Here is a 26,957-nt window from a genome sequence, read left to right on the forward strand (position 1 = left end):
CCGGCGGCCGGTCCTCAGCCTTCCGGGATCTCCGCGTACCGCTGCACCCACGCGTGCATGGCGATGGCGGCCGCAGCCCCCGCGTTGATCGACCGGGTGGACCCGAACTGCGCGATGGAGCACACCATCGCCGCATGCCTGCGGGCCTCCTCGGTCAGCCCGGGGCCCTCCTGCCCGAAGAGCAGCACACAGCGCCGCGGCAGCTCGGTCCGCTCCAGCGGCACCGCCCCCGGCAGGTTGTCGATCCCGATGATCGGCAACCCCTCGGCCTTCGCCCACGCGGTCAGCGACTCCGTGTCGGGGTGATGCCGCACGTGCTGGTAGCGATCGGTGACCATCGCGCCCCGCCGGTTCCAGCGCCGTCGGCCCACGATGTGGATCTCCTTGGCGAGGAAGGCGTTCGCGGTGCGCACCACCGAACCGATGTTGAAGTCATGGCCCCAGTTCTCGACCGCCACGTGGAAGTCGTGCCGCCGCAGGTCCAGATCGGCGACGATCGCCTCCCGGGTCCAGTACCGGTAGGCGTCGCCCACGTTGCGCCGGTCGCCGTGGGCGAGCAGCTCGGGGTCGTACCGCTCGTCCGAGGGCCAGGGCAGCGGATGCGGCCCGACGCCCACCTCCGTCCCGAATCCGTCGTCGTACTGCACCGGCTCCACGGACGGCCCGTGCTCCTTTGAGAGAACGTTCCCCGCCGGAGCGTCCTCCGACGAGGAAGCGCGCTCCGCCGGGGAAACAGGCCCTGCCAGGGAAACGGGCCCCACCTGAGGAGCCGGCTCCGTCACCGCTGCGGACGCGTCACCGGTACGGCCGGTACTGCCACTCTCACTGCTGCTGCTCACCCGACGAGCGTATGGCCCCCGTCGCCGCTGTGTTGCGGGGCCTCCTCGTCGTCGGCGGCCCGCCGCTGCTCCGGAAGCCTGTTCCCGCTCGAGAACAGCAGTTTCCGCCCGAGGGTCACCCGGCCACCGAGCCAGACCAGGAAGACAGTCGGCAGGAAGACCGAGTCGGCGGCGATCATCGCCATCGAGAAGAAGGGCAGCCCGAGCAGCAGGGCGATGCCCGCGTGCTCGCAGATCATGGCGACGAGCAGGACGTTCTTGACCCGTCGGTTGAACAGGGTGAAGGGGAACGCGACCTGGACGATGACGGTGCCGTACGTGATCAGCATCACCATCACGCCGTTGGAGGCGAGGATGTCCGACAGCGCGGGCCACGGCGTGAAGTAGTCGAGCTTGAGCGGGTAGTAGAGCGCCGTGCCGTCCTGCCAGCGCGAGCCCTGGATCTTGTACCAGCCGGCCGTGGCGTAGATGAGGCAGACCTCGGCCATGATCACGACGAGGGTCGCGTTGTGGGCGAGGTTGGCGATGACATCGAGCAGGATCCGCGTCTGGCTCTGCGGGGCGTAGCGGTTCACGGCCCACCAGGCGCCCTCGCCGATCCACAGGATCCACAGGAGCGTGGGCAGCCACCAGGTACCACCGAGCCCGTCCGTCGCGCTGGCCGCGATCAGCACCACGCCGAGCACCACCCAGAGGACCGGGCCGACCACGTCCCCACGCGTCGAGCGCCGCGGAACATCGGCTTCCACGCCCGTTCCCCGCGCCGCTTCTTCCGCTTCCGCCGCGCGTGCCGCACGCCGGGCGTCCAGCGACCAGACCCGCCCGCAGCGCGTGAGCACCAGGTAGATCGCCATCAGGTGGATGACGTTGTCGCCGCCGTCACCCATGAAGATGCTGCGGTTCTGCAGGGAGAGGACACCGGCCATGAAGAGGACCGACATGGCACGCGTGTGCCAGCCGACCATCAGCAGCGCCGCGGAGAGCAGCGCGATCGCGTAGACGATCTCGAACCAGACCGCGCTGTCCGACCACATGAGGGCGGTGAAGGCCTGGTTTCCGGATATGAGCTGCTGCGCCATGTCCCAGCGCCACGGGGCGTCGGGGCCGTACATCTCGTGGCGGTGCGGCAGCTCGCGCAGCAGGAAGAGCAGATAGGTCGCCGAGAAACCGATCCGGATGACGGCGCTCTGGTACGGGCCGAAGGCCGAGGAGGTGATGCGCTGAACGGCGTGGGCGACCTTGCGGTCGAAGGAAAGCGTGCTCACTTGTCCGTCCCCTCGGCGTTCTTGTCCGCCCCCCCGGCGTCCGCGGGAAGGTCGGCCGCGGTGATGTTCCACCAGGGCAGCACCCGGTAGGACGGCTTCGTGCTGATCTTCTCCTCGCTCCATCCGGGTGCCGCGACGGACCGTGTCTCGGAGCGGATCTGGATGCGCTCGACGGTGCCGCCGTAGTCGTGTTCGCTCAGGCGCAGCATCGCGATGCGGCGGATGTACTGCTCGGACAGCCGGCCGCGAAGGCCGTTGGCCCGGTTCTCGTTGTCGTGGGAGTTGAGGTAGAAGTCCCAGCCGCGGCGGAGTTCGTTCTGATGGATGTGGCTGGGGAGGAGATTGCCGCGGATCGCCTTGCCGTCCTCGCCGGAAAGGCTCATCCAGGCGGTGGTGCGGCGGCCGTCGGCACCCGCTATCTCGGCGCGCACGTGCACGGCGATGTTCTGCTGGAGCGGGTTCGGGGCGAAGAGCTTCCAGTTCTGCTCGAACTCGGGGTAGACCCAGTCGTCGACCGCTTCGCCGTGCCGCTTGGTCAGCGTGTTCGAGGGCGCGACGTGCAGGAACACCATGACCAGCTGGGTGCAGGCGACCAGCCCGATCACCGACAGCACGACCGCGGCCACGATCTGGTACGGGAGCGACAGGGCGGCCATCCCGCCGCGGGTGCTCGTCCCCGCCTCCCCGTCGGCGGCGGAAGGGGCGTCCTCGTGCCGTACCGTCTCCGGCCCGGCGGCGCCGTCACCGCTCTCGGCGCCCCTGTCGTCGTACGAATCCATCCCGCCCCGATCCCCGTCGCTCCCCGGCCAGTTATCAACAGGGTTGACACCCTACGGGCCGCCGACTCACCATTGAAGACATTGAACCGAACGATCGGTCGGTAGGGAGTCCGGGATGGCGGCAGTGACTGCGGACCAGGCGACGCAGGCGGGAGCGGGCGGCCCCGAGGGGGCGGACGGGGCCCTGGCGGCAGCGTTCGACGCCGCGGTGGCGGCGGACGAGCGCATCGAGCCGCGCGACTGGATGCCCGACGCGTATCGAGCCTCGCTGGTCAGGCAAATGGCCCAGCACGCCCATTCCGAGATCATCGGGATGCAGCCGGAGGCCAACTGGATCTCGCGGGCGCCCTCGCTGCGCCGCAAGGCCATCCTGATGGCCAAGGTGCAGGACGAGGCGGGGCACGGCCTCTACCTCTACAGCGCCGCGGAGACCCTCGGCACCGGCCGCGAGGAACTGCTCGACAAACTCCACGCGGGCCGCCAGAGGTATTCGTCGATCTTCAATTACCCGACGCTGACCTGGGCGGACGTCGGCGCCATCGGCTGGCTCGTGGACGGCGCGGCGATCACCAACCAGGTGCCGCTGTGCCGCTGTTCCTACGGCCCGTACGCCCGCGCGATGGTCCGCATCTGCAAGGAGGAGTCCTTCCACCAGCGCCAGGGGTACGAGCTGCTGCTCGCCCTCAGCCGCGGCACCCCGGCACAGCACGAAATGGCGCAGGACGCGGTGAACCGCTGGTGGTGGCCGTCCCTGATGATGTTCGGCCCGCCGGACGACGCCTCGGCCCACTCCGCGCAGTCGATGGCCTGGAAGATCAAGCGCCACTCCAACGACGAGCTGCGGCAGCGCTTCGTGGACATCTGTGTCCCCCAGGCCGAGACGCTGGGGCTCACCCTCCCGGACCCCGACCTCCGGTGGAACGAGGAGCGCGGACAGCACGACTTCGGCGCGATCGACTGGACGGAGTTCCAGGAGGTCCTCAAGGGCAACGGCCCGTGCAACGAGCAGCGCCTCGGCCAGCGCCGCCGGGCGCACGAGGAGGGCGCCTGGGTCCGTGACGCGGCGGCCGCCTACGCCGAGAAGCACTCGACAGCACACACGACGGCGCGGACCGCGACCGTACGGAACGGGGAGGCGACAGCATGAGCAGCTCGACCGAATGGCCCCTGTGGGAGGTGTTCGTGCGTTCGCGCCGCGGTCTCTCCCACACCCACGCGGGCAGCCTGCACGCCCCGGACGCGGAGATGGCCCTGCGCAACGCGCGCGATCTGTACACCCGCCGCTCCGAGGGCGTCTCCATCTGGGTGGTCCCGTCCGCGCAGGTCACGGCCTCCTCCCCGGACGAGAAGGACTCCTTCTTCGAACCGGCCGGTGACAAGCCGTACCGGCACCCGACGTTCTACGAGATCCCGGAAGGGGTGAAGCACCTGTGACCGCGGCCCTCGCCCTGGGCGACGACGCGCTGGTGCTCTCGCACCGGCTGGGGGAGTGGGCGGGTCACGCCCCGGTGCTGGAAGAAGAAGTGGCCCTGGCCAACATCGCCCTGGACCTGCTGGGGCAGGCCCGGGTGCTGCTCTCCCTCGTCGGGGACGAGGACGAGCTGGCCTACCTGCGCGAGGAGCGCGCCTTCCGCAACGTCCAGCTGGTCGAGCAGCCGAACGGCGACTTCGCCCACACCATCGCCCGCCAGCTCTACTTCTCCACCTACCAGCGGCTGCTGTACGAGCAGCTGGCGGCGGGCGACGGCCCGTTCGCCGGCCTGGCGGCGAAGGCCGTCAAGGAGGTCGCGTACCACCAGGACCACTCCGAGCACTGGACGCTGCGGCTCGGCGACGGCACGGACGCGAGCCACGAGCGGATGCAGGACGCCGCGGACGCCCTGTGGCGGTTCACCGGCGAGCTGTTCCAGCCCGTCGAGGGCGTGGAGGTCGACTGGCAGTCGCTGCACGGCGGCTGGCTGGAGTCCGTCACCGCGGTGCTGGAGCGGGCCACGCTGACCCTGCCGACCGGTCCGCAGTCCGGGGCGTGGACGGCGGGCGCGGGACGCCAGGGCATCCACACCGAGCCCTTCGGCCGGATGCTCGCCGAGATGCAGCACCTGCACCGCAGCCACCCGGGGGCGTCATGGTGACCGAAACGCTCCTGGAGGAGGAGCTGCACCGGCTCGCGGGCTCCGTGCCCGACCCCGAGCTGCCCGTGCTGACCCTGGAAGAGCTGGGTGTGCTCCGGGGCGTGGACGTCCTCGGCCCCGGCAGGGTCACCGTGCGCCTCACCCCGACCTACACCGGCTGCCCCGCCATCGAGGCCATGTCCGCCGACATCGAGCGGGTGCTGCACGACCACGGCATACCAGAGGTCTCCGTGGTCACCGTGCTCTCACCGGCCTGGTCCACGGACGACATCAGTGCGGAGGGGCGGCGCAAGCTGGCCGAGTTCGGCATCGCGCCCCCGCGCCCGCACGATGCCGCGGCCTCCGCGGGTGGTCCGGTGCCGCTCACCCTCTCGGTGCGCTGCCCGCACTGCGGATCGACCGAGACGGAGCTGCTGAGCCGGTTCTCCTCCACCGCGTGCAAGGCACTGCGCCGCTGCGTGACGTGCCGCGAACCGTTCGACCACTTCAAGGAGTTGTAGATGTTCCATCCGCTCCGGGTCCGCGCGATCGAACGGCTCACGGACGATTCGGTGGCCGTCACGCTCGCCGTACCGCCCGAGCTGCGCGAGACCTTCCGCCACCGGCCCGGCCAGCACCTCAACGTGCGCCACACGGTCGACGGCGAGGAGATCCGCCGCTCGTACTCGATCTGCTCCCCCGCCACCGAGGAACCGGACGAGCCGGTGCTGCGCGTGGGCATCCGGCTGGTCGACGGCGGCGCGTTCTCCACGTACGCGCTGAAGGAACTCGCCGTCGGCGACGTGGTCGAGGCCATGCCCCCGATGGGCCGCTTCGTGCTCACGCCCCGCGCCGGGCACTTCGCGGCGATCGTCGGGGGCAGCGGGATCACGCCGGTCCTGTCCATCGCGGCCACGCTGCTGGCGCGGCAGCCGGATGCCCGGTTCTGCCTGATACGCAGCGACCGGACAGCCGTCTCCACGATGTTCCTGGACGAGGTCGCCGACCTCAAGGACCGCTACCCGGACCGGTTCCAGCTGATCACGGTGCTCTCCCGGGAGGAGCAGCAGGCCGGTCTCCCCTCCGGCCGGCTGGACCGGGACCGCCTCGCCGAACTGCTGCCCGCGCTGCTCCCGGTGACCGAGGTGGACGGCTGGTACCTCTGCGGACCGTTCGGGCTGATCCAGTCCGCGGACCGGGCGCTGCGCGACCTGGGCGTCGACCGGAGCCGCATCCACCAGGAGATCTTCCACGTGGACGACGGCCCGGGCACTCCCGCCCGCGCCCGGGCCGAATCACCGGCCCACAGCAGACTCACCGCGACCCTGGACGGTCGCTGCGGCACCTGGCCGGTGGAGAAGGACGAATCGCTGCTGGAGACCGTGCTGCGCAGCCGCGCCGACGCCCCGTACGCCTGCAAGGGCGGGGTGTGCGGGACCTGCCGGGCCTTCCTGGTCTCGGGCGAGGTCCGGATGGACCGGAACTTCGCGCTGGAGCCGGACGAGACGGAGGCGGGCTACGTGCTGGCGTGCCAGTCGCATCCGATGACGCCGGAGGTGGAACTCGACTTCGACCGCTGACCGCCTCCTGCCGCGCCCTCCCCCGCGCCCTGTTCCCTTCTCGTAGAACCTGTTCTATCTTGACGGACCGTCAGATTCGGGTACGGGAGCAGCGGTTCGCGGGAGGCAGGGACAGTGGACTTCACCTTCACCGAGGAACAGCAGGCGGCCACGGAGGCGGCGCGGGCGGTCTTCTCGGGTACCGCACCCGACAGAGTGCCCAGCCCCGCGCTCACACCGGGCGCGGTGGCCGAGGACATCGACCGGCCGCTGTGGGCCGAACTCGCCGCCGGCGACCTGCTGGGCCTGACCCTGGAGCCGCGGCACGGCGGGGCCGGACTCGACCCCATCGCGCTCTGCCTGGTGCTGCGCGAATCCGCCAGAGTGCTCGCACGGGTGCCGTTGCTGGAGACCTGCGCGGTCGCCATGGCGCTCCAGCGGTACGGGGACCCCGGGCTGGTCGCCGAACTGCTGCCCCCGGTCGTCCGGGGCGAACTGGTGCTCACCGTCGGAGCCAACGGCCGCTCGGGCCATGATCCGGCCGAACTCGCCGTCACCGCACGCCGGGAGACGACCGCGGAGGGCCCCCTGCCGGACGGGGGCTCCGATGATGCCGACGACGCCGATTCGGGGTGGGTGCTCGACGGGACGCAGTCGGCGGTGCCATGGGCGCAGGTGGCCGACTGGATCGCGGTTCCGGCGCACACGGACGGGGGAGGGGCGGTGGTCGCCCTGATCCGGCCGGACCAGGACGGCGTCGACCTGGCCGAGCAGGTCTCCACCAACGGCGAGCGGTTCGCCGAGGTCCGGCTGCGATCGGTGCGGGTCGACCGGCGCGCGCTGATCGACGGTGCCGGGGCCTGGGAGTGGCTGCGAGCCCTCCTCACCACCGGAACGTGCGCGCTCGCGCTGGGCCTGGGCGAGGCCGTACTCGCCATGACGAGCGAATACACCGGGAAACGCGAGCAGTTCGGCTTCCCGATCGCGACGTTCCAGGCCGTCGCCGTGCAGGCCGCGGACCGGTACATCGACCTGCGGGCCATGGAAGTGACGCTCTGGCAGGCGGCCTGGCGGATCTCCACCGGGGCCGACGGGGCCCTGCCCGCCGAGGGCGACATCGCCGTGGCGAAGATCTGGGCGTCGGACGGCATCCGCCGGGTCGTGCAGACGGCACAGCATCTGCACGGCGGTTTCGGCGCCGACACGGACTACTCGCTGCACCGCTTCCATGCCTGGGCGAAGCAGATCGAGCTGTCCCTCGGCCCCGCAGCGGCCCACGAGGAGGCCCTGGGCGACCTCCTGGCCGCGCACCTCCTCGACTGACACCCGCCCCACGCCCCGACGACGTGCGCCCCGACCGGCCCCGGAAGGCCGACCGGTCCGGCGCCGGACCGGCACCACTCGACCACCCCGACCGGACTCCTCGGCCGAGCGGGCCGGTCGAGCGGGTCGGTCGGCCACCCGGCCCAGCGGGCCGGTTCAGAGCACGAAGGCCGGGCTCTCGCCGTCGGCGACCATCGGGCGTCCGGCACCGTCCCAGGCGAGCATGCCGCCGTCGATGTTCACGGCGTCGACGCCCTGCTGCACCAGGTACTGGGTGACCTGGGCGGACCGGCCGCCGACCCGGCACATCACATGCACGCGCCGACCGTCGGCGACCGCTTCGGTCAGCTCACCGAAGCGGGCCACGAAGTCACTCATCGGGATGTGCAGGGCTCCTTCGACGTGCCCGGCCGCCCACTCGTTGTCCTCCCGGACATCCAGCACGAAGCCGTCCGCCGGAACCGCCGCGACGTCCACCGAGGGCAGCGGGGCGAAATTCATGGGTCATGCCTTCTCTCGTACGTACGCTCCAGGGTCACCGGGAACGCTACTGCACCAGACCCGCCAGCTCGTCCTCGCGCTGCGCGACCTCGCCCAGCAGCTGCTCGGCGATCTCGTCGAGCAGCCGGTCCGGGTCGTCGGGCGCCATCCGCAGCATGGCGCCGATCGCGCTCTCCTCCAGTTCCCGCGCGAGCACGGTGAGCAGGTCCTTGCGCTGGGTCAGCCAGTTCAGCCGGGCGTAGAGCTCCTCGCTCTCGCCGAGCTCCGGCTCGGGCATCGCGGGGCCCGCCTCCCACTCCTGCGCCAGCTCCATCAGGAGGGCCTCGTCACCGAGCCCGTAAGCGGCGTTCACCCGGGCGATGAACTCGTCCCGGCGGGACCGCTCCGCCTCGTCCTGCGCCAGGTCCGGGTGGGCCTTGCGGGCCAGGTCGCGGTAGAGCCTGCGCGCCTCCTCGGTCGGCCTGACCCGCTTGGGCGGTCGCACCGGCTGCTCGGTGAGCATCGCCGCCGCCTCGGGGGACAGCCCGTCCGAGTCGATCCAGTCGTGGAACAGCTCGTCGACACCGGGCATCGGCATCACGACCGCCCGCGCCTCCTGCGCCTTGCGGATGTCCTCCGGGTCACCCGTCCTGGCGGCGCGGGCCTCCGCGATCTGCGCGTCGAGCTCGTCGAGGCGGGTGTACATCGGGCCGAGCTTCTGGTGGTGCAGCCGGGAGAAGTTCTCGACCTCGACCCGGAAGGTCTCCACCGCGATCTCGAACTCGATCAGCGCCTGCTCCGCCACCCGGACCGCCCTCGCGAGCCGGGCCTCGGGCCGTTCCCCCGCGGCGGTGTCGCCCGTACCCCCGTCGGCGGCGCCGTCACCGGTCCGACCGTCGCCGTCACCGGCCACGGCCTCTCCGGCAGCGTCCGCGGCCGCCCCGTCGGGCGCCCCGCCGACGGCGCCGGCCCCCGAACCGGCACCGGCCGGCTGTCCCTGCTCCTCGGTCTGCTCCTCGTGCCGGGCATGCCGCCCGTGCTGCCGGTCGTTGTCCTGCCGGTCATCGTCGTTCCGGGTGGTCGGCACTCCGGCGGCTTCGTGGGTCACCCGTCCAGCGTATGGCCACGGACCACGCCCCCAGGACGCGCGGTCGGCTCCCGCACTCCTCGAACGCCCGACCGCTCCCGCCCCGGGCCCGCCGCAGACCTGTCTCAGAGCCGTTCCCGGCGCCGTCTCCCGCTCCACCGGACGCCCCGGTACCCCACGGGCCGTCGCCGGGTCCCCCGGCCCTCTCAGACGCCCAGCTCGGCGGCTATTCGCCCCGAACCGATGGCCTGCACCAGCTCCGTGTGGTCCGCCTCCGTACGGTCCGCGTAGGTCACCGCGAACGCCGCCACGGCCTCGTCCAGCTCCTCGCTCTTCCCGCAGTAACCGGCGATCAGCCGAGGATCCGCGCTGTGCGCGTGAGCACGGGCCAGCAGCGCACCGGTCATCCGGCCGTAGTCGTCGACCTGGTCGGCCGCCAGCGCCGCCGGGTCGACGCTGCCCTTGCGGTTCCTGAACTGCCTCACCTGGAACGGACGGCCGTCCACGGTCGCCCAGCCCAGCAGGATGTCGCTGACGACCTGCATCCGCTTCTGCCCGAGCACCACCCGGCGCCCCTCGTGGGCCACCTCCGGCACCTCGAACCCGACAGCCGGCAGGTACGGCGCCAGCACGGAGGGCCGCGCCTCCTTCACCTGAAGCACCAGGGGCTCACCGCGGTGGTCGAGCAGCAGCACCACGTACGACCGGGTGCCGACGCTTCCGGTGCCGACCACCCGGAACGCCACGTCATGGATCGCGTACCGGGCGAGGAGCGGCACACGGTCCTCGGAGACCGTGTCCAAGTAGCCCCCGAGCGCCGCCGCGACCGCCGCGGCCTCCTCGTCCGGCACCCTCCGCAGCACCGGCGGCGCGTCCACGAAGCGGCGCCCGCCGTCCCCCGAGTCCTCGGTCGACCTGGCCGCGAAACGGGCGCTGGTGTTCTTGCGGGCCTTCTCCGAAACCCGTTCCAGGGTCCCGAGGAGGTCCCGGGCGTCCGTGTGCGAGACGAGTTCCTCGTCCGCGATGGCGTTCCATGCGTCGAGCGCGGGCAGCTTGGCCAGCAGCCGCATCGTCCGCCGGTACGCCCCCACCGTGTCGTACGCCCCCCGCCGGCAGGTCTCCTCGTCCGCACCGGCTTCGCGCCCCGCGAGCACCAGCGAGGTGGCGAGCCGCTTGAGATCCCACTCCCACGGGCCGAACACGGTCTCGTCGAAGTCGTTCAGATCGATGACCAGGCTGCCGCGCGCGTCGCCGTACAGCCCGAAATTGGCCGCGTGGGCGTCGCCGCAGAGCTGAGCGCCCACCCCGCTGACCGGAGTACCCACCAGGTCATGGGCCATCAGCCCGGCCGACCCGCGCAGGAAGGCGAAGGGGGTGGCCGCCATCCGGCCCACCCGGATCGGGGTGAGAGCCGGCACCCTGCCCCTGCTCGACTCCTCGACCGCCCGCACCGCGTCGGGCCGCCCGGCCGGAAGGTCCAGGAAGGCGTGCGAGGCCCTGGGCACCCTCGCCCGCAGCGCCTTGCCCTCCTTCCGCGACGGCCGCGCCACGCCCCCGCCCGCCCCGGTCGCCCGCCGCGCGAATCCCGGCACGACCGGGATGCGCGGATCGCTCTCCACGGCCCTCTGAACCGGCACGGTCGCTTCGATTTCACCCATGGTGCGCAGCCTCCCCCCGCTCCCCTGCGCTCCCGGCCCTACGCCCTGTCGCAGATCAATTCCGACGAAGGTACCTCCGTGGGCCGAAACCCGTCTGCCCCTGTGGAAAACCTGATCCGCAGCCTGTGGACAACAATCCGCCCTGGTCAGACGCCGACGGCTTCCTCCATCTCCTCCTCGGCCTTCGCCTCTTCATCCGCCCCGGTCCCGGCCCGGGTGGCATTCCTCACGGCGTGCTTCGGCCCGTGCGCCTCCGGGGCGATGACGGACCCGGCGGTGACGGATCCGGCAGTCGCGGACCCGGCCATGACGTCGCCGGACGAGATCGCGGCCGCCTTCCGCCGCTTCGACTCGGTCAGCCCGGCCAGCCCCACCAGGACCAGTCCCGTCACGAACCAGAGCGCCAGCACCAGCACGTTCCCGCCGAGCCCGTGCCCGTCGAAGTACACATGGCTGCGCACGCCCTCGACGAAGCCCGCACCGTTCCAGAAGGAGTGCAAGGAGGAGAAGAAGCCGGACTGCAGCTCGGGCCGGAAGATGCCGCCGGAGCTGGTGAAGTTGAGCATCACGAACAGCACCATCAGCCCGAGCGTCGTCCACCGCTTGAGGAACGTGTGCAGTCCGACGCCGATCAGCAGAATGCCCGCCGAGTAGAGCCAGGCCATCGCCCACAGACCGCCGAGCCCGTGGTCGACGAGGCCGAACACCGGCCCCGCGAACATCACCCCGATCACGCTCACCACCAGAGACGCGGCAACGGCCAGCGCGGCCCTGATCCACAGCGCCAGCACGGCACCCGCGCCGCCGATCACCGCGACCGACGCGTACGAGCCGATGCTCACCGCGACCAGCAGGAAGAAGATGCCCTGCCCGGTCGGATCACCGTCCGCCGTCGGCACCGTGTCCGTCACCTTCAGCGGCGCACCCCGGTCGGCCGCGACCTCGGTGAAGACCTTCTCGACCACCGTGGCGCTGGTGTCGGACGAGGCACTGGCCACCAGCAGCTCGGGGTGTTCGCCCGGCAGGTACGCGCCGAAGCTCGCCCGGGTCCTGAGGTGCTCCACCGCCGCCGCGCGGTCGGGGACGGTACGCACGCTCAGCGCCCCGTCCCCCTTGTCCTGCAATGTCTGCGCGAGCAGCCGGGCGCTCGGGCCCGAGCCGACCACGTCCACCCGCAGATCGTGCGGCTCCGGGGCGTGGAACGCCCCGAGGTAGGCGAGCCCCATGCCGATGCACATCAGCAGCGGCGTGACGAAATGGCCCAGCACATGCCGCAGAGCGGCGGCGGTGGACCCGGTGCCGGCACTCGGACCAGCGGACATGCGAACACCTCAATAGTTGGCTTTTGCAACCTATTACTTGTTGTACTCTACAACTGAATTCCGAGGAACGCGATCCGGAAGGCGGGCCGGCGATGGAAACCCCCGAGAAGCGCGAAGAGTCGCTGGACGTCATCCAGCGGGAGTTGACCGCCTTCGCACGCCGGGCGCGGGCCGCCGCGGCCCGCCTCCACCCGGAGCTCCCTCTGGTCTCGTACACACTGCTGGCGCACATCGACGACCGGAACGGATGCCGCGCGACGGACCTGGCCGCCCACTACATGCTGGACAAATCGACGGTCAGCCGGCAGATCGGGACCCTGGAGAAACTGGGGCTGATCGAACGCCACCCGGACCCGGACGACCACCGCATCCAGGTACTGCACCCCACCGCGGCCGGAGTCCGGGCCCTCGCCTCGACCCAGGCCAGTCGGCACGCGGCGTACCAGCGGCGCCTGGCCGACTGGACGGAGGACGACCTCGCCCGGTTCGCGGAATACCTGCTGCGCTACAACTCGGCGGGCGACCCGACCACGGACACCTCACAAGCCCCGTAAGCTCTGTTAAGCCTCGTAGCCACTCAACAGCCACCCAGCGGCCACAGAGTCAGGCGTTTCACGTGAAACGGAAACAATGGAGGCCGGGAACGAAGAAGCCCCACAGACCGTTGGCCTGTGGGGCTTCTCTCTTGTGCGCGAGGGGGGATTTGAACCCCCACGTCCCTAAGGACACTGGCACCTGAAGCCAGCGCGTCTGCCGTTCCGCCACTCGCGCAAGAGTGGTGTTTCCGGGCTCTCTCACCGTTTGGTGCGATCGCCTGGCGACATCCGGAAGATTAGCACGCTGGACAGGGTGGATTCACATCCGTTGTTTCGCCGACCGTCAGGAGGGCAGCGGGAACGCCGAGCGGCCGCCCCCACTCCTCCTGTATGTACCCGGGGTGCGGGACACTGTGAGGAGGCCGCCTCTACGATCCGTGTGAGAGGTGACACTCATCCACAGGGCAGACAAGGGGAACCAGCCGATTTCCCGACGCGTGGATACGATCAGTAAGCAGTACAGGGACGACTACGACGGAGGAGGTGCCCCATGGGAGTCATGAAGCGTTTCGAGCAGCGTCTCGAAGGTCTGGTCAACGGCACCTTCGCCAAGGTCTTCAAGTCCGAGGTCCAGCCGGTCGAGATCGCGGGAGCCCTCCAGCGCGAGTGCGACAACAACGCAACGATCTGGAACCGCGAGCGGACAGTCGTCCCCAATGACTTCATCGTCGAGCTCAGCACCCCCGACTACGAGCGACTCAGCCCGTACTCGGGCCAGTTGGGCGACGAGCTCTCCGGCCTGGTCCGCGACTACGCCAAGCAGCAGCGGTACACCTTCATGGGCCCCATCAAGGTCCACCTGGAGAAGGCCGACGACCTCGACACCGGGCTCTACCGGGTGCGCAGCCGCACCCTGGCGTCGAGTTCGTCACAGGACCCCCAGAGCCGGCAGGGAGCGCAGGGCCACCCCGGCCAGCCCCCCTACCCCGGACCGGGACGGTCCCCGCAGCCTCCCGGCGGAGGCTACGGCTACCCGCCCAGCTCCGCCCCGCCCATGCCCGCGGCCCCGCCGCCGGGCGCGGGCAGGCCCAGCGCCGACCGGCACCCGCCGGCCGGTCCCAGCCCCCTGCCCAACGCGCAGGTGCGACGCTGGATCGAGATCAACGGCACCCGCCATCAGATCTCCCGCCCGACGCTGGTGCTGGGACGCAGCACCGACGCCGACGTGCGGATCGACGACCCCGGCGTATCGCGTCGGCACTGTGAGATCCGGACCGGAACGCCCTCGACGATCCAGGATCTCGGGTCTACCAACGGCATCGTGGTAGACGGGCAGCACACCACCCGCGCTACGCTCCGCGACGGCTCGCGGATCGTCGTGGGCAGCACCACCATCGTTTACCGGCAAGCCGAAGGGTGAAGCGGGGGCAATGTCAGAGCTGACCCTGACGGTCATGCGGCTAGGTTTCCTGGCTGTTCTGTGGCTGTTCGTGATCGTGGCCGTCCAGGTCATCCGCAGTGATCTGTTCGGAACGCGCGTCACGCAGCGCGGCTCACGCCGCACCGCGAACGACGCACGACCGCCACAGCAGCGCCAGAACGCCGCGGCACCGCCGCAGCAGCGTCAACAGTCCGGCCGCCAGCGCCGGGGGGCACCCACGAAGCTGGTCGTCTCCGAGGGCAGCCTCACCGGCACCACGGTGGCGCTCCAGGGGCAGACCATCACGCTGGGCCGCGCGCACGATTCAACGATCGTGCTGGACGACGACTACGCGTCCAGCAGGCATGCCAGGATCTACCCCGACCGTGACGGCCAGTGGATCGTCGAGGATCTCGGGTCCACCAACGGCACGTATCTCGACCGGACCCGTCTCACCACCCCGACGCCCGTTCCGCTGGGTGCGCCGATCCGAATCGGCAAGACCGTCATCGAGCTGCGGAAGTAGTACGACAATGAGCGAGCGGAGCGAGCGAGCCGCGGCGGTACGGTCATCGGACCCCGCCCGGCTCCCGACCGGAGGGTGGGCAGTGTGGCTCGAGACCGGCTGTACCCCGAGCCGACGGGAGAGGTGCGCATGAGTCTTTCCCTGCGCTTCGCCGCCGGATCGCACAAAGGCATGATCCGGGAGGGCAACGAGGACTCCGGCTACGCCGGTCCGCGCCTTCTCGCCATCGCCGACGGCATGGGCGGCCAGGCTGCCGGTGAGGTCGCCAGCTCCGAGGTGATCTCCACCCTCGTCCAGCTCGACGACGACGTCCCGGGCTCCGACATCCTGACTTCGCTCGGTACGGCGGTCCAGCGGGCCAACGACCAGCTGCGCATGATGGTCGAGGAGGACCCCCAGCTGGAGGGCATGGGCACCACGCTCACCGCCCTGCTCTGGACCGGCCAGCGCCTCGGTCTCGTCCACGTCGGCGACTCCCGCGCGTACCTGCTGCGCGACGGCGTGCTCACCCAGATCACCCAGGACCACACCTGGGTGCAGCGGTTGGTCGACGAGGGCCGGATCACCGAGGAAGAGGCCACCACCCACCCGCAGCGCGCCCTCCTGATGCGCGCCCTGGGCAGTGGCGATCACGTCGAACCCGATCTCTCCATCCGCGAGGTCCGGGTCGGCGACCGCTACCTGATCTGCTCCGACGGGCTCTCCGGCGTCGTCTCCCACCAGACGATGGAGGAGACCCTCGCCAGCTACCAGGGCCCCCAGGAGACCATCCAGGAACTGATCCAACTCGCCCTGCGCGGCGGCGGACCGGACAACATCACCTGCATCGTCGCGGACGTTCTCGACGTCGACAGCAACGACACCCTGGCCGCGCAGCTCAACGACACCCCGGTCATCGTCGGCGCGGTCGCCGAGAACCAGGCCGCGCAGATGACCGCCGCCGAGAGCACGGCCGCCATGCAGACCCCGGCCGGACGCGCGGCCGGCCTCGGCCGCCCCGTCCCGCCGCCCCCCGGAGGAGGCTTCGGCCCGCCCGGAAGCGGTGAGGACGTCGGCTACGGCGGGATGCCGGACGGCTCCTTCGACGCGTACGCCGACGACGACTTCGTGAAGCCCGGCGGCGGCCGCAAGTGGCTCAAGAGGTCCCTCTACACCGTGCTGGCGCTCGCCGTCGTCGGTGGCGGCCTCTACGGCGGCTACCGCTGGACCCAGAACCAGTTCTACGTCGGCGCGAAGAACGACCACGTCGCGCTGTTCCGCGGCATCAGCCAGGAACTGGGCTGGGTCTCGCTCTCGAAGGTGGAGAAGGACCACCCCGAGATCGAACTCAAGTACCTCCCGGCCTACCAGCGCAAGCAGGTCGAGGCGACCATCGCCGAGGGCGACCTCGCCTCCGCCCGCGAGAAGATCGGCGAGCTCTCCGTCCAGGCGTCCGCCTGCAAGAAGAACGCCGAACGACGCGCCGCCGAGCGGGCCAGATCGGACGAGGGCCAGGCCGCGGGCACGGACTCGGACGCCGCCAAGACATCCGGTGGCGCCAAGACGTCCGAAACCGACAAGACCAAGCCGACCAAAACTCCCACTCCTGGTCCCAGCCTCTCGGAGGAAGAGAAAAAGCTGGTCCCGCAGTGCGGTAAGCAGTAAGCCGTAGGGGGCCTTCAGCACCATGAGCGTTGTCACCAACACGACCACGATCGGCGCGATCGACGCGCCGAGCCGCCGCAACACCGAGCTGATGATGATGGGCTTCGCCGTCGCCATCTCGGTCTTCGCCTACGCCAACGTCGGGCTCGCCATCGACGGCAAGCTTCCGTCCGGCATGTTCGGATACGGCGCCGGAATCATCCTGCTCGGCGGCGTCGCCCACCTCGTGGTGCGCAAGTTCGCCCCGTACGCGGACCCGCTGCTGCTGCCTCTGGCAACCCTGCTCAACGGCCTGGGGCTGGTGCTGATCTGGCGGCTGGACCAGTCACAGCGACTGATCCAGCGCGCGGAGTTCGCGTACGGGAAGTACAGCCCCGACGCCCCCAAGCAGTTGCTCTACTCGGCGATCGGTGTCGCCTTCTTCGTCGCCGTGCTGATCATCCTCAAGGACCACCGCATCCTCCAGCGCTACACCTACATCTCGATGGCCGTGGCGCTGGTCCTGCTGGTCCTGCCGATGTTCTTCCCGGCGGTGAACGGCGCGAAGATCTGGATCAGCCTCGGCCCGTTCACCATCCAGCCGGGAGAGTTCGCCAAGATCCTGATCGCGGTGTTCTTCTCCGGCTATCTCATGGTGAAACGTGACGCCCTGGCGCTGGCCAGTCGCCGTTTCATGGGTATGTACCTGCCGCGTGGCCGCGACCTCGGTCCGATCATCACCATCTGGGCCCTGTCGATCCTGATCCTGGTCTTCGAGACCGACCTCGGCACCTCGCTGCTCTTCTTCGGCCTCTTCGTCGTGATGTTGTACGTCGCCACCGAGCGGACCAGCTGGATCGTCTTCGGTCTGCTGATGTCTGCGGCGGGCGCAGTCGGTGTGGCGTCCTTCGAGTCCCACGTGCAGCAGCGTGTGAACGCCTGGCTCGACCCGTTCGCCAAGGCCACGATGGCGCAGAGCGACCAGATCGCCCAGTCGCTGATGTCCTTCGGTGCCGGCGGCACCCTCGGCTCCGGGCTGGGCCAGGGCCACTCGGACCTGATCATGTTCGCCGCCAACGCCGACTTCATCCTCTCCACCGTCGCCGAGGAGCTGGGCCTGGCCGGGATGATGGCCGTCCTGCTGATCTACGGCCTGATCATCGAGCGGGGCATCCGCACGGCGCTCGCCGCCCGTGACCCCTTCGGCAAGCTGCTCGCCGTCGGGCTGTCCGGGGCCTTCGCGATCCAGATCTTCGTGGTCGCCGGCGGTGTCATGGGCCTCATTCCGCTCAGTGGCATGACGATGCCGTTCCTCGCGTACGGCGGTTCGTCCGTGCTGGCCAACTGGGCGCTGATCGCCATCCTGATCAGGATCAGCGACACCGCACGCCGCCCCGCCCCGGCACCCGCGCCGTCCCCCGATGCCGAGATGACCCAGGTGGTCCGACCGTGAACAAGCCCCTGCGCCGAATCGCGATCTTCTGCGGCGTCCTCATCCTCGCCCTGCTCGTGCGCACCAACTACCTCCAGTACGTCCGAGCCGACGAGCTGAACAAGCGTGACGAGAACCGCCGCGTCCGGATCGAGCGCTACGCGCACGAGCGCGGCAACATCATCGTCGACGGCAACCCCGTCACCGGGTCCGTCGAGACCAAGAGCAGCGACTTCAAGTACAAGCGGGTCTGGAAGGACGGCCCCATGTGGGCCCCCGTCACCGGCTACTCCTCGCAGGCCTTCGACGCCTCACAGCTGGAGAAGCTGGAGGACGGCATCCTCACCGGCAACGACGACCAGCTCTTCTTCGACCGCACCCTGTCGATGTTCACCGGCGACAAGAAGCAGGGCGGCAACATCGTCACCACGCTGAACGGCGCCGCGCAGAAGGCCGCGTTCAAGGGGCTCAACGGCAAGAAGGGCGCCGCCGTCGCCCTCGACCCGCAGACCGGCGCCATCCTGACCCTGGTGAGCACCCCGTCGTACGACCCCTCGGTCTTCGCGGGCAACTCCGACAAGGACAGCAAGGCCTGGGAGAAGCTCCTGAAGGACAAGGACAAGCCGATGTTCAACCGGGCATTGCGCGAGACCTACCCGCCCGGCTCGACCTTCAAGGTCGTCACCGCCGCCGCGGCGCTGGAGAACGGGCTGTACACCGACATCGACGCGAAGACGAAGTCGCCGCTCCCCTGGCGGCTTCCCCTCTCGACCCAGGACCTCGACAACGAGGGCACCATCCCCTGCGAGAACGCCTCGCTCCGGGAAGCGCTGCGGTGGTCCTGCAACACCGTCTTCGGCAAGATCAGCGACGACCTGGGCAACCAGAAGATGATCGACCAGGCCGACAAGTTCGGCTTCAACGAGGAGATCTTCACCCCGGTCCGCGCCGACGCCAGCGTCTACCCCAAGGACAACCGTCCGCAGAACGCCATGGCCGGCATCGGCCAGGCGTCCAACCGCGCCACCCCGCTCCAGATGGCCATGGTCGCCGCCGCGATCGCCAACGACGGCAAGCTGATGCAGCCGTACATGGTCGCCGAGCGCCAGGCCCCCAACCTGGACGCGATCTACACCCACGAGAAGGAGCAGTTCAGCCAGCCCCTCTCCGGTGAGAACGCGCAGAAGCTCCAGCAGATGATGGAGACCGTCGTCGAGACCGGCACCGGCCGCAACGCGCAGATCAACGGCGTCACCGTCGGCGGCAAGACCGGTACCGCCCAGCACGGCCTCAACAACAGCGAGAAGCCGTACGCATGGTTCATCTCGTACGCCAAGACCGACAGCGGCTCCCCGGTCGCCGTCGCCGTCGTCGTCGAGGACGGCCAGGCCAACCGTGACGACATCTCCGGTGGCGGTCTGGCCGCGCCGATCGCCAAGGCCGTGATGGAGGCGGTCATCGACAGCAAGAAGTGATGCCCATCACATCGGGTGGCATACCTGCACATTGGGATACCGGTCGGATATCGAGTCCGGACTTCCGCCCGATCAGGTAGTGCGTGGCCGGTAGCGTATGTGCGAGCAGCACACCGCCGGGCCGCGCACCGGTGCGGTCGGGACTGACGGAGAGGGCTGGAACAGTTATGGAAGAGCCGCGTCGCCTCGGCGGCCGGTACGAGCTGGGCTCGGTGCTCGGCCGTGGTGGCATGGCCGAGGTCTACCTCGCACACGACACCCGGCTCGGCCGCACCGTAGCCGTGAAGACGCTGCGGGCCGACCTGGCCCGCGACCCGTCCTTCCAGGCCCGGTTCCGCCGTGAGGCCCAGTCCGCCGCCTCGCTCAACCACCCGGCGATCGTCGCCGTCTACGACACCGGCGAGGACTACGTCGACGGGGTCTCCATCCCGTACATCGTCATGGAGTACGTCGACGGGTCGACGCTCAGGGAACTCCTGCACTCCGGCCGCAAGTTGCTGCCCGAGCGCACCCTGGAGATGACCGTCGGCATCCTCCAGGCGCTGGAGTACTCGCACCGCGCGGGCATCGTCCACCGGGACATCAAGCCGGCGAACGTCATGCTGACGCGCACCGGTCAGGTCAAGGTCATGGACTTCGGCATCGCCCGCGCCATGGGCGACTCCGGCATGACGATGACCCAGACCGCCGCCGTCATCGGCACTGCCCAGTACCTCTCCCCGGAGCAGGCCAAGGGCGAGCAGGTCGACGCGCGCTCCGACCTGTACTCGACCGGCTGCCTGCTCTACGAACTGCTGACGGTCCGGCCGCCCTTCATCGGGGACTCACCCGTCGCGGTCGCCTACCAGCACGTGCGGGAAGAGCCGCAGAAGCCCAGCAACTTCGACCCCGAGATCACGCCCGAGATGGACGCGATCGTGTTGAAGGCCCTGGTCAAGGACCCCGACTACCGCTACCAGTCGGCCGACGAGATGCGCGCCGACATCGAGGCCTGCCTCGACGGCCAGCCGGTCGCCGCCACCGCGGCGATGGGCGCGGCCGGTTACGGCGGCTACGACGGTTACGGCAACGACCAGCCCACCACCGCGCTGCACGCCACCGACCCGAACGGCGCGGCCACGTCCATGCTGCCGCCGGTCAACCCGGACGACGGCGGCTACGGCTACGACGACCGGCCCGACCGGCGCCGGCAGAAGAAGAACAACACCTCGACGATCCTGCTGGTCGTCGCGGGCATCCTGGTGCTGATCGGGGCGATCCTGATCGGCCGGGCGGTGTTCAGCGACACCAAGAGCAGCGGCGAGATCGACGCGCCGAACATGGTCGGCACGACCGTGGACCGGGCGCAGAAACTCGCCGACAGCGCCAACATCATCCTGAAGATCGGCTCGCGCGAGCCCTGCGAGGAGCAGGACAAGGGCAAGATCTGCAGCCAGACCCCGGAGCCCGGCAGCACGATGGAGGAGAAGGAGACCATCACGGTCGTCGTCTCCACCGGAGCACCGAAGGTCGAGGTCCCGGACGTCGTCGAGAAGACGGAGGCGACCGCCCGCAAGGACCTGGAGGCCAAGGGCTTCACGGTGACCGTCAAGGCGGTCGAGTCCGAGAAGACCGCGGGTACGGTCATCGAGCAGAGCCCCGAGGGGAACTCGAAGGCCGAGCGGAACTCCGAGGTCACGATCACGGTGGCCAAGGAGGCCACCCTGGACCTCCCGGACGTCCGCACCCGTACGTACGAGGCGGCCGAGGCCCAGCTCAGGGGCATCGGGTTCACCAACATCTCGCGCACCGACGTCGACTCCGACCAGCCGGCGAACACGGTGATCGAGCAGACCCCGGGGGCCGGCAAGCAGGCCAAGGACGTGCAGATCGTCCTGAAGGTCTCCAAGGGGCCGCAGCAGCCGGAGAAGGCCACGGTGCCCGACCTGCAGGGCAAGACCCTCGCGGAGGCGAAGGCCCTGCTGGCCCAGGCGGGTCTGCAGCTCGGTCAGGTCCAGGGTCCCGGTGACGACAACGCGAAGGTCTTCGGCTTCCAGCCCGGTGTGAACCAGCAGGTCGACAAGAACAGCGCGGTCAACGTCCAGACCATGCCGGGCGGTGGGGACGGCAACATCTTCGGCGGACCGTCCGGCTCGCGGAAGCACTGATACCGCCCCGCACCGACCGCCATCGGGCCCCGGCACCTCACGGTGACCGGGGCCCTTTGCCGTCCCCCGGCCCTTCCGCTCCTGTCGTGCTCCCGCCCTGGCGCCCCTGTCCGTCTCCGGTCCCTCCCGGCCGATGGGCCCACCCGGCCGGTGGGCGGCCGTGGCTCCGGCAGCACGCACGAAGGCCCGAAGCCGCACACGGTGGTCGCGGCTTCGGGCCCTTCTCGGTGGAGCGGCGGATCGGCTAGCGCAGTTCCGCCGGCTTCGTGCGGTCGTTGTCCACCTTCTCGGTACGGACCAGTTCGCCCCACACGATGTAGCGGTACTTCGACGTGTAGACCGGCGTGCAGGTCGTCAGCGTGATGTAGCGGCCGGACTTCTTCGCGCCCGAGCCCTTCGGCACCGGCTGCAGGACGTCGACGTTGTACTTCGACGTCTCGGGAAGCTCCTTGAAGACCTTGTAGACGTACCAGGTGTCCCTGGTCTCGAAGACGATCGCGTCCCCGGTCCGCAGCTTGTCGATGTTGTGGAACTTGGCGCCGTGCCCGTCACGGTGTGCCGCCAGGGTGAAGTTGCCCTTCTCGTCCCACGGGAGGGCCGACTTCACCGGCTCCGTGTAGTAGCCCGCGATGCCGTTGTTGAGGTTCTCGGTGTCGGTGCCCTTCTTGACCAGGACCTCGCCGTTCTTCATCGACGGGACGTGCAGGAACCCGATGCCGTCCTTGGTGTCCAGCGCACCCGGTCCGCCCGCCCAGCGGTCGCGGACGGTTTCGCCCTGCTTGGTGGCCTCGCGATCGGCGAGCACATTGGTCCACCAGAGGGAGTAGGCGACGAAGAGCCCCAGCACCAGGCCCGCGGTGATCAGCAGTTCACCGAAGACGCTGACCGCGGTCGCGACGGGATGGCGGCCCCTGCGCCGGGGAAGGGGCGTGGACTCGTCGACCCGCTCTTCGTCCTCGGTCCTAGCTGTCACCGCACCCGTCCCTGTCGTGATGATGATTCAGCCCACGAGCGCGTCGGGCTTCCCCTTGCTGCGCGGTCGTTCGTCGACCATCTTGCCCCAGACGATCAAACGGTACGTACTCGTGAATTCCGGCGTACAGGTCGTCAGAGTGATGTACCGGCCCGGCTTGGTGAATCCGGAACCGGCCGGCACCGGATCGATCACCGAGACGTTGGACGGCGACGTCTGCGGCAGGATCTTCGCCATCTCGTACGTGTAGTACGCGTCCTGCGTCTCCACCACGATCGGGTCGCCGGGCTCCAGCCGGTTGACGTAGCGGAACGGCTCGCCGTGCGTGTTGCGGTGGCCGGCCAGGGCGAAGTTGCCCTTGTCGGCCGACGGCATCGCGGTGCGGAGCGAGCCCTCGCTGTAGTGGCCGACCATGCCCCGGTCGAGGACCTTCTCCTTGCTGATGCCCTCGGCGATCGGGGCGACCACGTCCAGCTTGGGGATGTGGATGATGGCGAACCCCTGGCCCGCCTCGAAGACCCCGGGGTTGCGGTCGCCCTTGGCCCAGTCGTCCTGGATCTTGTTCGTCTCCTTGCCCGCGTACTGGTTCGCACGCACGTTCGTCCACCACAGCTGGTAGGTGACGAACAGCAGCATCAGCACGCCGAGCGTGATGAACAGTTCACCGGTGAACCGGCTGGCGACCACGGCCGGGCTGTCCTTGGCCGCGCGTGCCGCACGCCGTGCCTCGACCCGTGACATCGGCCTGTCTGGCTGCGCCGCGGCCGGCGAGGACGTCCGTGCCGGTGCGTCGGCACGGCGGCGGCCGCGTCCCTTGGCCGCACGGCGACGTTCGGCACGGCCTCCGGGGAGCGGTTCCGGAGGCGTGTCCCCGGAGCCCGTCCCCGGCTCCTCAAGGCCCTGCTCGGGGTCCTCGAAGCCCTCCGTGCCCCCCGTGCCCTTCGGCAGCACCGGGTCCGGGCCGGCGCCCACTCCGTCGATGACCGGCAGGACGGCCGTTTTGTCGTCGGCCGGAAAAGGGTCCGGCTCGTGGACGGTCCGCAGGACGGCCGTCCCGTCATCGGCCGGGAAGGGGTCCGGGTAGGAGGGGGAGGGATCGGACCGGGCCGGGGGCACCGGAACGGGCGCGGGCGCCGACGCGGGGCCCTGCCGCCCGTACCAGTCCCGTTCGAACCCCTGGGAGTCGTACCACTCGTTCGGGACGCTCTCGGGGCCGCCCCGTGCCTCCCGTGCCGCCGGTGGCGGCCCGGACGGCTGCGCCCCGGGGTCCGGCCCCGCCCCGGACCACTGCTGCGGGGCCGGATTCCGGTGCCGCCCCCGTCCGGCCTCCGGTGCCGCGGCCTCCTCGGGACGGATGTTGTCCGCCCTGAACCACGGCGAGGCATGCTGCCCGGGCAACGGATCGTTCAGCGGATCCGCCAGCCGGTCGACCGCCGCCTCGAACACGCCCGCGGCCTCGTACGTTCCCTGCTCGTACGGGCCGTCCTGTCCTGCTTCGTGTTCGGGGCGGAGGGGGGTCACGCGACGGCCTTGCCCACCACCGGCGCGAGCCCCGCCGACCTCGCGACGGCTCCGGTGTCACCGCACTGCACCAGCCAGTTGGCCAGCATCAGGTGCCCGTACTCGGTCAGCACCGACTCCGGGTGGAACTGCACGCCTTCCACCGCCAGTTCGCGGTGGCGCAGCCCCATGATGATGCCGTCGGCCGTGCGCGCCGTCACTTCCAGCTCCGGCGGTACGGTGCCGGGCTCGGCGGCGAGCGAGTGGTAGCGGGTCGCGGTGAAGGGGGACGGCAGGCCGGCGAAGACCCCCACGCCCTCGTGCGTCACCGACGAGGTCTTGCCGTGCAGCAGCTCCGGGGCACGGTCCACCACGCCGCCGTAGGCCACCGCCATCGACTGCATCCCCAGGCAGACCCCGAAGACCGGGACGCCCGTCGCCGCGCAGTGGCGGACCATCTCGATGCAGACGCCCGCCTGCTCCGGGGCACCGGGGCCGGGCGACAGCAGGACGCCGTCGAAGCCGTCCTGGGCGTGCGCCGTCGTCACCTCGTCGTTGCGCAGCACCTCGCACTCGGCACCGAGCTGATAGAGGTACTGGACGAGGTTGAAGACGAAGCTGTCGTAGTTGTCCACCACGAGGATGCGGGCGCTCACTGGCCGCCCTCCGTCCCTGTCGAGCCGTCGACTGTCACGTCACCGAACGGGAGCAGGGGTTCCGCCCATGGGAAGACGTACTGGAAGAGCACATAGACGACCCCCAGCACCAGTACGAGCGAGATGAGCGCGCGCACCCACGTGTTGCCCGGCAGATGCCGCCAGATCCAGCCATACATGCTGTCCCCTCCATTCGGTACGGGAACCAGACTAAAGGGCCGCGGCACGAGCGTGGGTCAGCTGTGGAAAGCCGCCGGTCTGCCTTCCGCGACGGGCTGGGTGGCGTCGAGGTGCGCCCAGGCGATGAGCCGGTGGCTGCTGCCCCACTCGGGGTCGCAGGTGGTCAGTGTCAGATAGCGGCCGGGCCCGTCGAAGCCGGATCCGCGGGGGACCGGGGCGATGACCCCGGTGTCGCTCGGCACGGTCCGGTGGGGCGGTTTCTCGATCCGGTACGTGAACCACGTCGTCCCGTCCGTCAGCAGGACCGCGTCGCCCCGGCGCAGTCTCGGGAAGTCCTTGAACGGGTCACCGTACGTGCGGCGGTGTCCGGCCACCGCGAAGTTCCCCGTCCCTCCCGGACGGGCGGTGCCCCGGTAGTGGCCGAGACCTTTCTGCAGGGTCCTGACCTCGGTGTTCTCCAGGACGGGCCATTCCCAGCCCTTGCCGAAGCGCGGTATGTACAGCATCGCGAACGGCTTGCCGTCCCGGTACGCGGCGGGTGCGGGGGGCTTGGACGACTCCGGGGCGGGCCGTGCTCCGGGCACGGGAGCCGTCCGCTCCCACTGGCCGCGCAGGGCGTCGAGCTCCTCCCCGGTCGCGTCCGCGGCCTTCACCCCGGTCCAGAACAGCACGTACACCACGAAGAGCACGATGAGCGCGCCGACGGTGATGCAGAGCTCGCTGAACGTCCTGACGACCAGTCGCACCGGCACCGGGTCGGCCTCCCCAGCTGCTCGCTACTTCACGGGAGCCACTCGCTACTTCATGGGCTCCGCGTGGTGGAGGTCCACTGTGCCCGAGTAGCCGGGAAGAGTCACCGCATCGTGCTCGTCCACTTTCCAGCCGAGCCCGTACGCCTTGACGTACAGCAGGTAGTTGTTGATCGCCGGGGAGTCGTTGAGCGCCTGCTTGAGCCTGCCCGGGTCGCCGATCGCGGTGATCTTGTACGGCGGGGAGTAGACCCGGCCCTGGAGGATCAGGGTGTTGCCGACGCAGCGCACCGCGCTCGTGGAGATCAGCCGCTGGTCCATGACCTGGATGCCCTTGGCACCGCCCTGCCAGAGGGCGTTGACGACCGCCTGCAGGTCCTGCTGGTGGATGACCAGGTCATTGGGCTGCGGGTCGGGGTAGCCGGGGCCGGCGGTGGCGTCGGGCGGGGCGTCGTCGAGGGTGACCGACACCGACCGGCCGGTGAGCTTCGTGGTGCCCGCGGCCCGTTCGAGCTCCTTGAGCCGGGCGTCCTCCGCCTCGGTGCTGCCGTCGTCGCGCCGGGCCAGGGCGTCGATGTCATCGCGCACGGATGCGGTGGTCTCGTCCAGCCGGGCGTTCTTCTCGCTGCGCTGCTGGATGAGGTCCGAGAGCTTGAGCAGCGAGGAGTCGGTGCGGATATTGGTGCCCTTGGCCGTATTGGCGCTGGTGACGAAGATCAGCCCGGCCAGGGCGAAGACGCCGGCGGTGAGCACTCTGGCCGGGTGCCGGAAGGTGCGCCGGACCGGCCCTTGGGGAGAGTCGGCAGAATTGCTCAACGTACCCTTATCTCCTTAGGCGCCACGGAAGCACTACGCTAACGGACGCCCGGGGGAGGCAGCAGTCCCCCTCGCGCCAGCCCCGGCTGCCAGCCACAGTTCCCTGCGCGGTCACGCAGCGCATCGACAGGAGAGTTCCTCGTGCCGAAGTCACGTATCCGCAAGAAGGCCGACTTCACGCCCCCTCCGGCGAAGCAGGCAACCAACATAAAGCTGACCAGCCGCAGCTGGGTCGCGCCCGTGATGCTGGCGCTCTTCCTGATCGGCCTGGCCTGGATCGTCGTCTTCTACGTGACCGACGGCGACCTGCCCATCGACTCGCTGGGCAACTGGAACATCGTCGTCGGCTTCGGCTTCATCGCCGGTGGCTTCGGCGTCTCCACGCAGTGGAAGTAGCGCCCTCCCGCGTCTGACCGCACGGCGGGGCCCGCTCCCGCAACCCTTGCCCCGAGTTACCCACAGCGTTATCCACAGGCAGGGGAAAAGGTCAGACGATCTGTG

Annotated in this window: 27 protein-coding genes and 1 tRNA gene; 14 read left to right on the forward strand and 14 right to left on the reverse strand. The window is 70.0% G+C overall.

Translation table 11 applies throughout. The features are described 5' to 3' along the window. Positions 1-14: 14 nt before the first annotated feature. The 3 genes from EAO76_RS17650 to EAO76_RS17660 form a co-directional block, all read right to left on the reverse strand. On the reverse strand, positions 15-656 hold the full coding sequence (locus EAO76_RS17650; RefSeq protein WP_148836915.1) for a TrmH family RNA methyltransferase: 642 nt from the start codon (positions 654-656) through the stop codon (positions 15-17). A gap of 179 nt (positions 657-835) precedes the next feature. Continuing rightward, on the reverse strand, positions 836-2,104 hold the full coding sequence (locus EAO76_RS17655) for an HTTM domain-containing protein (protein ID WP_148836916.1): 1,269 nt from the start codon (positions 2,102-2,104) through the stop codon (positions 836-838). Next, positions 2,101-2,883, reverse strand: a complete 783-nt coding sequence (locus EAO76_RS17660; RefSeq protein ID WP_148836917.1) for a DUF5819 family protein — start codon at positions 2,881-2,883, stop codon at positions 2,101-2,103. Before EAO76_RS17660 ends, EAO76_RS17655 begins: the two co-directional genes overlap by 4 nt. A gap of 115 nt (positions 2,884-2,998) precedes the next feature. Between EAO76_RS17660 and paaA the strand changes: the two genes are divergently transcribed. From paaA to EAO76_RS17690, 6 genes are all read left to right on the forward strand, one after another. Next, complete coding sequence (gene paaA / locus EAO76_RS17665) at positions 2,999-4,030, forward strand: 1,2-phenylacetyl-CoA epoxidase subunit PaaA (RefSeq protein WP_148836918.1); 1,032 nt, start codon at positions 2,999-3,001, stop codon at positions 4,028-4,030. Next, the gene (paaB, locus tag EAO76_RS17670; protein ID WP_093548044.1) at positions 4,027-4,317 is read left to right on the forward strand and encodes a 1,2-phenylacetyl-CoA epoxidase subunit PaaB; all 291 of its coding nucleotides are present in this window, start codon (positions 4,027-4,029) and stop codon (positions 4,315-4,317) included. The genes paaA and paaB overlap by 4 nt, the downstream gene beginning before the upstream one ends. Continuing rightward, a complete protein-coding gene (paaC, locus tag EAO76_RS17675; RefSeq protein WP_148836919.1) occupies positions 4,314-5,015 on the forward strand; it encodes a 1,2-phenylacetyl-CoA epoxidase subunit PaaC in 702 nt (233 codons plus the stop codon). The genes paaB and paaC overlap by 4 nt, the downstream gene beginning before the upstream one ends. After that, positions 5,009-5,515 carry a 1,2-phenylacetyl-CoA epoxidase subunit PaaD gene (gene paaD / locus EAO76_RS17680; protein ID WP_148836920.1) on the forward strand — a complete coding sequence of 169 codons (507 nt, stop codon included), beginning with the start codon at positions 5,009-5,011 and terminating at the stop codon, positions 5,513-5,515. Before paaC ends, paaD begins: the two co-directional genes overlap by 7 nt. Beyond that, complete coding sequence (locus tag EAO76_RS17685; protein WP_148836921.1) at positions 5,516-6,574, forward strand: 2Fe-2S iron-sulfur cluster-binding protein; 1,059 nt, start codon at positions 5,516-5,518, stop codon at positions 6,572-6,574. Positions 6,575-6,688: 114 nt separating this feature from the next. After that, the gene (locus EAO76_RS17690; RefSeq protein ID WP_148836922.1) at positions 6,689-7,876 is read left to right on the forward strand and encodes an acyl-CoA dehydrogenase family protein; all 1,188 of its coding nucleotides are present in this window, start codon (positions 6,689-6,691) and stop codon (positions 7,874-7,876) included. Positions 7,877-8,032: 156 nt separating this feature from the next. Here the strand turns inward: EAO76_RS17690 and EAO76_RS17695 are convergent, their stop codons facing one another. From EAO76_RS17695 to EAO76_RS17710, 4 genes are all read right to left on the reverse strand, one after another. Further along, complete coding sequence (locus tag EAO76_RS17695) at positions 8,033-8,377, reverse strand: rhodanese-like domain-containing protein (protein WP_148836923.1); 345 nt, start codon at positions 8,375-8,377, stop codon at positions 8,033-8,035. Between the two features lie 46 nt (positions 8,378-8,423). Further along, the gene (locus EAO76_RS17700) at positions 8,424-9,464 is read right to left on the reverse strand and encodes a J domain-containing protein (RefSeq protein ID WP_148836924.1); all 1,041 of its coding nucleotides are present in this window, start codon (positions 9,462-9,464) and stop codon (positions 8,424-8,426) included. A 185-nt stretch (positions 9,465-9,649) separates the two neighbouring features. Further along, complete coding sequence (locus EAO76_RS17705) at positions 9,650-11,101, reverse strand: DUF2252 domain-containing protein (protein ID WP_148836925.1); 1,452 nt, start codon at positions 11,099-11,101, stop codon at positions 9,650-9,652. A gap of 146 nt (positions 11,102-11,247) precedes the next feature. Further along, entirely contained in the window at positions 11,248-12,423 is a 1,176-nt protein-coding gene (locus EAO76_RS17710) for a hypothetical protein (RefSeq protein ID WP_148836926.1), read from the reverse strand. A 92-nt stretch (positions 12,424-12,515) separates the two neighbouring features. Here EAO76_RS17710 and EAO76_RS17715 point away from each other — a divergent pair, with 92 nt between their 5' ends. Beyond that, entirely contained in the window at positions 12,516-12,977 is a 462-nt protein-coding gene (locus EAO76_RS17715) for a MarR family winged helix-turn-helix transcriptional regulator (protein ID WP_148836927.1), read from the forward strand. A 134-nt stretch (positions 12,978-13,111) separates the two neighbouring features. Here the strand turns inward: EAO76_RS17715 and EAO76_RS17720 are convergent. Further along, positions 13,112-13,194 (reverse strand) — tRNA-Leu (locus EAO76_RS17720). Positions 13,195-13,509: 315 nt separating this feature from the next. Here EAO76_RS17720 and EAO76_RS17725 point away from each other — a divergent pair. The 6 genes from EAO76_RS17725 to pknB all read left to right on the forward strand — a co-directional run bounded on the left by EAO76_RS17725 (position 13,510) and on the right by pknB (position 21,582). Next, positions 13,510-14,379 carry a DUF3662 and FHA domain-containing protein gene (locus EAO76_RS17725; protein ID WP_148836928.1) on the forward strand — a complete coding sequence of 290 codons (870 nt, stop codon included), beginning with the start codon at positions 13,510-13,512 and terminating at the stop codon, positions 14,377-14,379. 10 nt (positions 14,380-14,389) lie between these two features. Continuing rightward, positions 14,390-14,905 (forward strand): FHA domain-containing protein, encoded by a 516-nt coding sequence (locus EAO76_RS17730; protein WP_148836929.1) that lies wholly within the window; start codon positions 14,390-14,392, stop codon positions 14,903-14,905. A gap of 129 nt (positions 14,906-15,034) precedes the next feature. Beyond that, a complete protein-coding gene (locus EAO76_RS17735; RefSeq protein WP_148836930.1) occupies positions 15,035-16,549 on the forward strand; it encodes a Stp1/IreP family PP2C-type Ser/Thr phosphatase in 1,515 nt (504 codons plus the stop codon). Positions 16,550-16,571: 22 nt separating this feature from the next. After that, entirely contained in the window at positions 16,572-17,981 is a 1,410-nt protein-coding gene (locus tag EAO76_RS17740) for an FtsW/RodA/SpoVE family cell cycle protein (protein WP_148836931.1), read from the forward strand. Then, positions 17,978-19,435 carry a penicillin-binding protein 2 gene (locus tag EAO76_RS17745; protein WP_148836932.1) on the forward strand — a complete coding sequence of 486 codons (1,458 nt, stop codon included), beginning with the start codon at positions 17,978-17,980 and terminating at the stop codon, positions 19,433-19,435. Before EAO76_RS17740 ends, EAO76_RS17745 begins: the two co-directional genes overlap by 4 nt. Positions 19,436-19,602: 167 nt before the next feature. Next, positions 19,603-21,582 carry a Stk1 family PASTA domain-containing Ser/Thr kinase gene (gene pknB, locus EAO76_RS17755; RefSeq protein WP_148836933.1) on the forward strand — a complete coding sequence of 660 codons (1,980 nt, stop codon included), beginning with the start codon at positions 19,603-19,605 and terminating at the stop codon, positions 21,580-21,582. Between the two features lie 244 nt (positions 21,583-21,826). On the opposite strand, the gene EAO76_RS17760 is transcribed toward pknB, so the two are convergent. From EAO76_RS17760 to EAO76_RS17785, 6 genes are read right to left on the reverse strand one after another with little or no spacing between them, the layout of a single operon-like run. Beyond that, positions 21,827-22,555, reverse strand: coding sequence for a class E sortase (locus tag EAO76_RS17760; protein WP_148836934.1), 729 nt, complete (start codon positions 22,553-22,555; stop codon positions 21,827-21,829). 27 nt (positions 22,556-22,582) lie between these two features. Continuing rightward, complete coding sequence (locus tag EAO76_RS17765) at positions 22,583-24,076, reverse strand: class E sortase (RefSeq protein ID WP_148836935.1); 1,494 nt, start codon at positions 24,074-24,076, stop codon at positions 22,583-22,585. Continuing rightward, complete coding sequence (locus tag EAO76_RS17770; protein ID WP_148836936.1) at positions 24,073-24,711, reverse strand: aminodeoxychorismate/anthranilate synthase component II; 639 nt, start codon at positions 24,709-24,711, stop codon at positions 24,073-24,075. Before EAO76_RS17770 ends, EAO76_RS17765 begins: the two co-directional genes overlap by 4 nt. Then, positions 24,708-24,890, reverse strand: coding sequence for a hypothetical protein (locus tag EAO76_RS17775; protein WP_148836937.1), 183 nt, complete (start codon positions 24,888-24,890; stop codon positions 24,708-24,710). The genes EAO76_RS17770 and EAO76_RS17775 overlap by 4 nt, the downstream gene beginning before the upstream one ends. Before the next feature lie 57 nt (positions 24,891-24,947). Further along, positions 24,948-25,643, reverse strand: coding sequence for a class E sortase (locus EAO76_RS17780; protein ID WP_148836938.1), 696 nt, complete (start codon positions 25,641-25,643; stop codon positions 24,948-24,950). Positions 25,644-25,688: 45 nt separating this feature from the next. Continuing rightward, entirely contained in the window at positions 25,689-26,456 is a 768-nt protein-coding gene (locus EAO76_RS17785; protein ID WP_148836939.1) for a DUF881 domain-containing protein, read from the reverse strand. Positions 26,457-26,597: 141 nt separating this feature from the next. Here EAO76_RS17785 and crgA point away from each other — a divergent pair, with 141 nt between their 5' ends. Further along, positions 26,598-26,852 carry a cell division protein CrgA gene (crgA, locus tag EAO76_RS17790; RefSeq protein ID WP_148836940.1) on the forward strand — a complete coding sequence of 85 codons (255 nt, stop codon included), beginning with the start codon at positions 26,598-26,600 and terminating at the stop codon, positions 26,850-26,852. Positions 26,853-26,957 lie beyond the last annotated feature (105 nt).

It is taken from the genome of Streptomyces sp. sk2.1 (genome assembly GCF_008120935.1).
Taxonomy (GTDB): Bacteria; Actinomycetota; Actinomycetes; order Streptomycetales; family Streptomycetaceae; genus Streptomyces.

Coding starts and splice junctions, on each gene's coding strand:
- EAO76_RS17660 (WP_148836917.1), bottom strand. CDS start 2,883: ATGGATTCGTACGACGACAGGGGCGCCGAGAGCGGTGACGGCGCCGCC.
- paaA (WP_148836918.1), top strand. CDS start 2,999: ATGGCGGCAGTGACTGCGGACCAGGCGACGCAGGCGGGAGCGGGCGGC.
- paaB (WP_093548044.1), top strand. CDS start 4,027: ATGAGCAGCTCGACCGAATGGCCCCTGTGGGAGGTGTTCGTGCGTTCG.
- paaD (WP_148836920.1), top strand. CDS start 5,009: ATGGTGACCGAAACGCTCCTGGAGGAGGAGCTGCACCGGCTCGCGGGC.
- EAO76_RS17685 (WP_148836921.1), top strand. CDS start 5,516: ATGTTCCATCCGCTCCGGGTCCGCGCGATCGAACGGCTCACGGACGAT.
- EAO76_RS17695 (WP_148836923.1), bottom strand. CDS start 8,377: ATGAATTTCGCCCCGCTGCCCTCGGTGGACGTCGCGGCGGTTCCGGCG.
- EAO76_RS17705 (WP_148836925.1), bottom strand. CDS start 11,101: ATGGGTGAAATCGAAGCGACCGTGCCGGTTCAGAGGGCCGTGGAGAGC.
- EAO76_RS17710 (WP_148836926.1), bottom strand. CDS start 12,423: ATGTCCGCTGGTCCGAGTGCCGGCACCGGGTCCACCGCCGCCGCTCTG.
- EAO76_RS17715 (WP_148836927.1), top strand. CDS start 12,516: ATGGAAACCCCCGAGAAGCGCGAAGAGTCGCTGGACGTCATCCAGCGG.
- EAO76_RS17725 (WP_148836928.1), top strand. CDS start 13,510: ATGGGAGTCATGAAGCGTTTCGAGCAGCGTCTCGAAGGTCTGGTCAAC.
- EAO76_RS17730 (WP_148836929.1), top strand. CDS start 14,390: ATGTCAGAGCTGACCCTGACGGTCATGCGGCTAGGTTTCCTGGCTGTT.
- EAO76_RS17735 (WP_148836930.1), top strand. CDS start 15,035: ATGAGTCTTTCCCTGCGCTTCGCCGCCGGATCGCACAAAGGCATGATC.
- EAO76_RS17740 (WP_148836931.1), top strand. CDS start 16,572: ATGAGCGTTGTCACCAACACGACCACGATCGGCGCGATCGACGCGCCG.
- pknB (WP_148836933.1), top strand. CDS start 19,603: ATGGAAGAGCCGCGTCGCCTCGGCGGCCGGTACGAGCTGGGCTCGGTG.
- EAO76_RS17775 (WP_148836937.1), bottom strand. CDS start 24,890: ATGTATGGCTGGATCTGGCGGCATCTGCCGGGCAACACGTGGGTGCGC.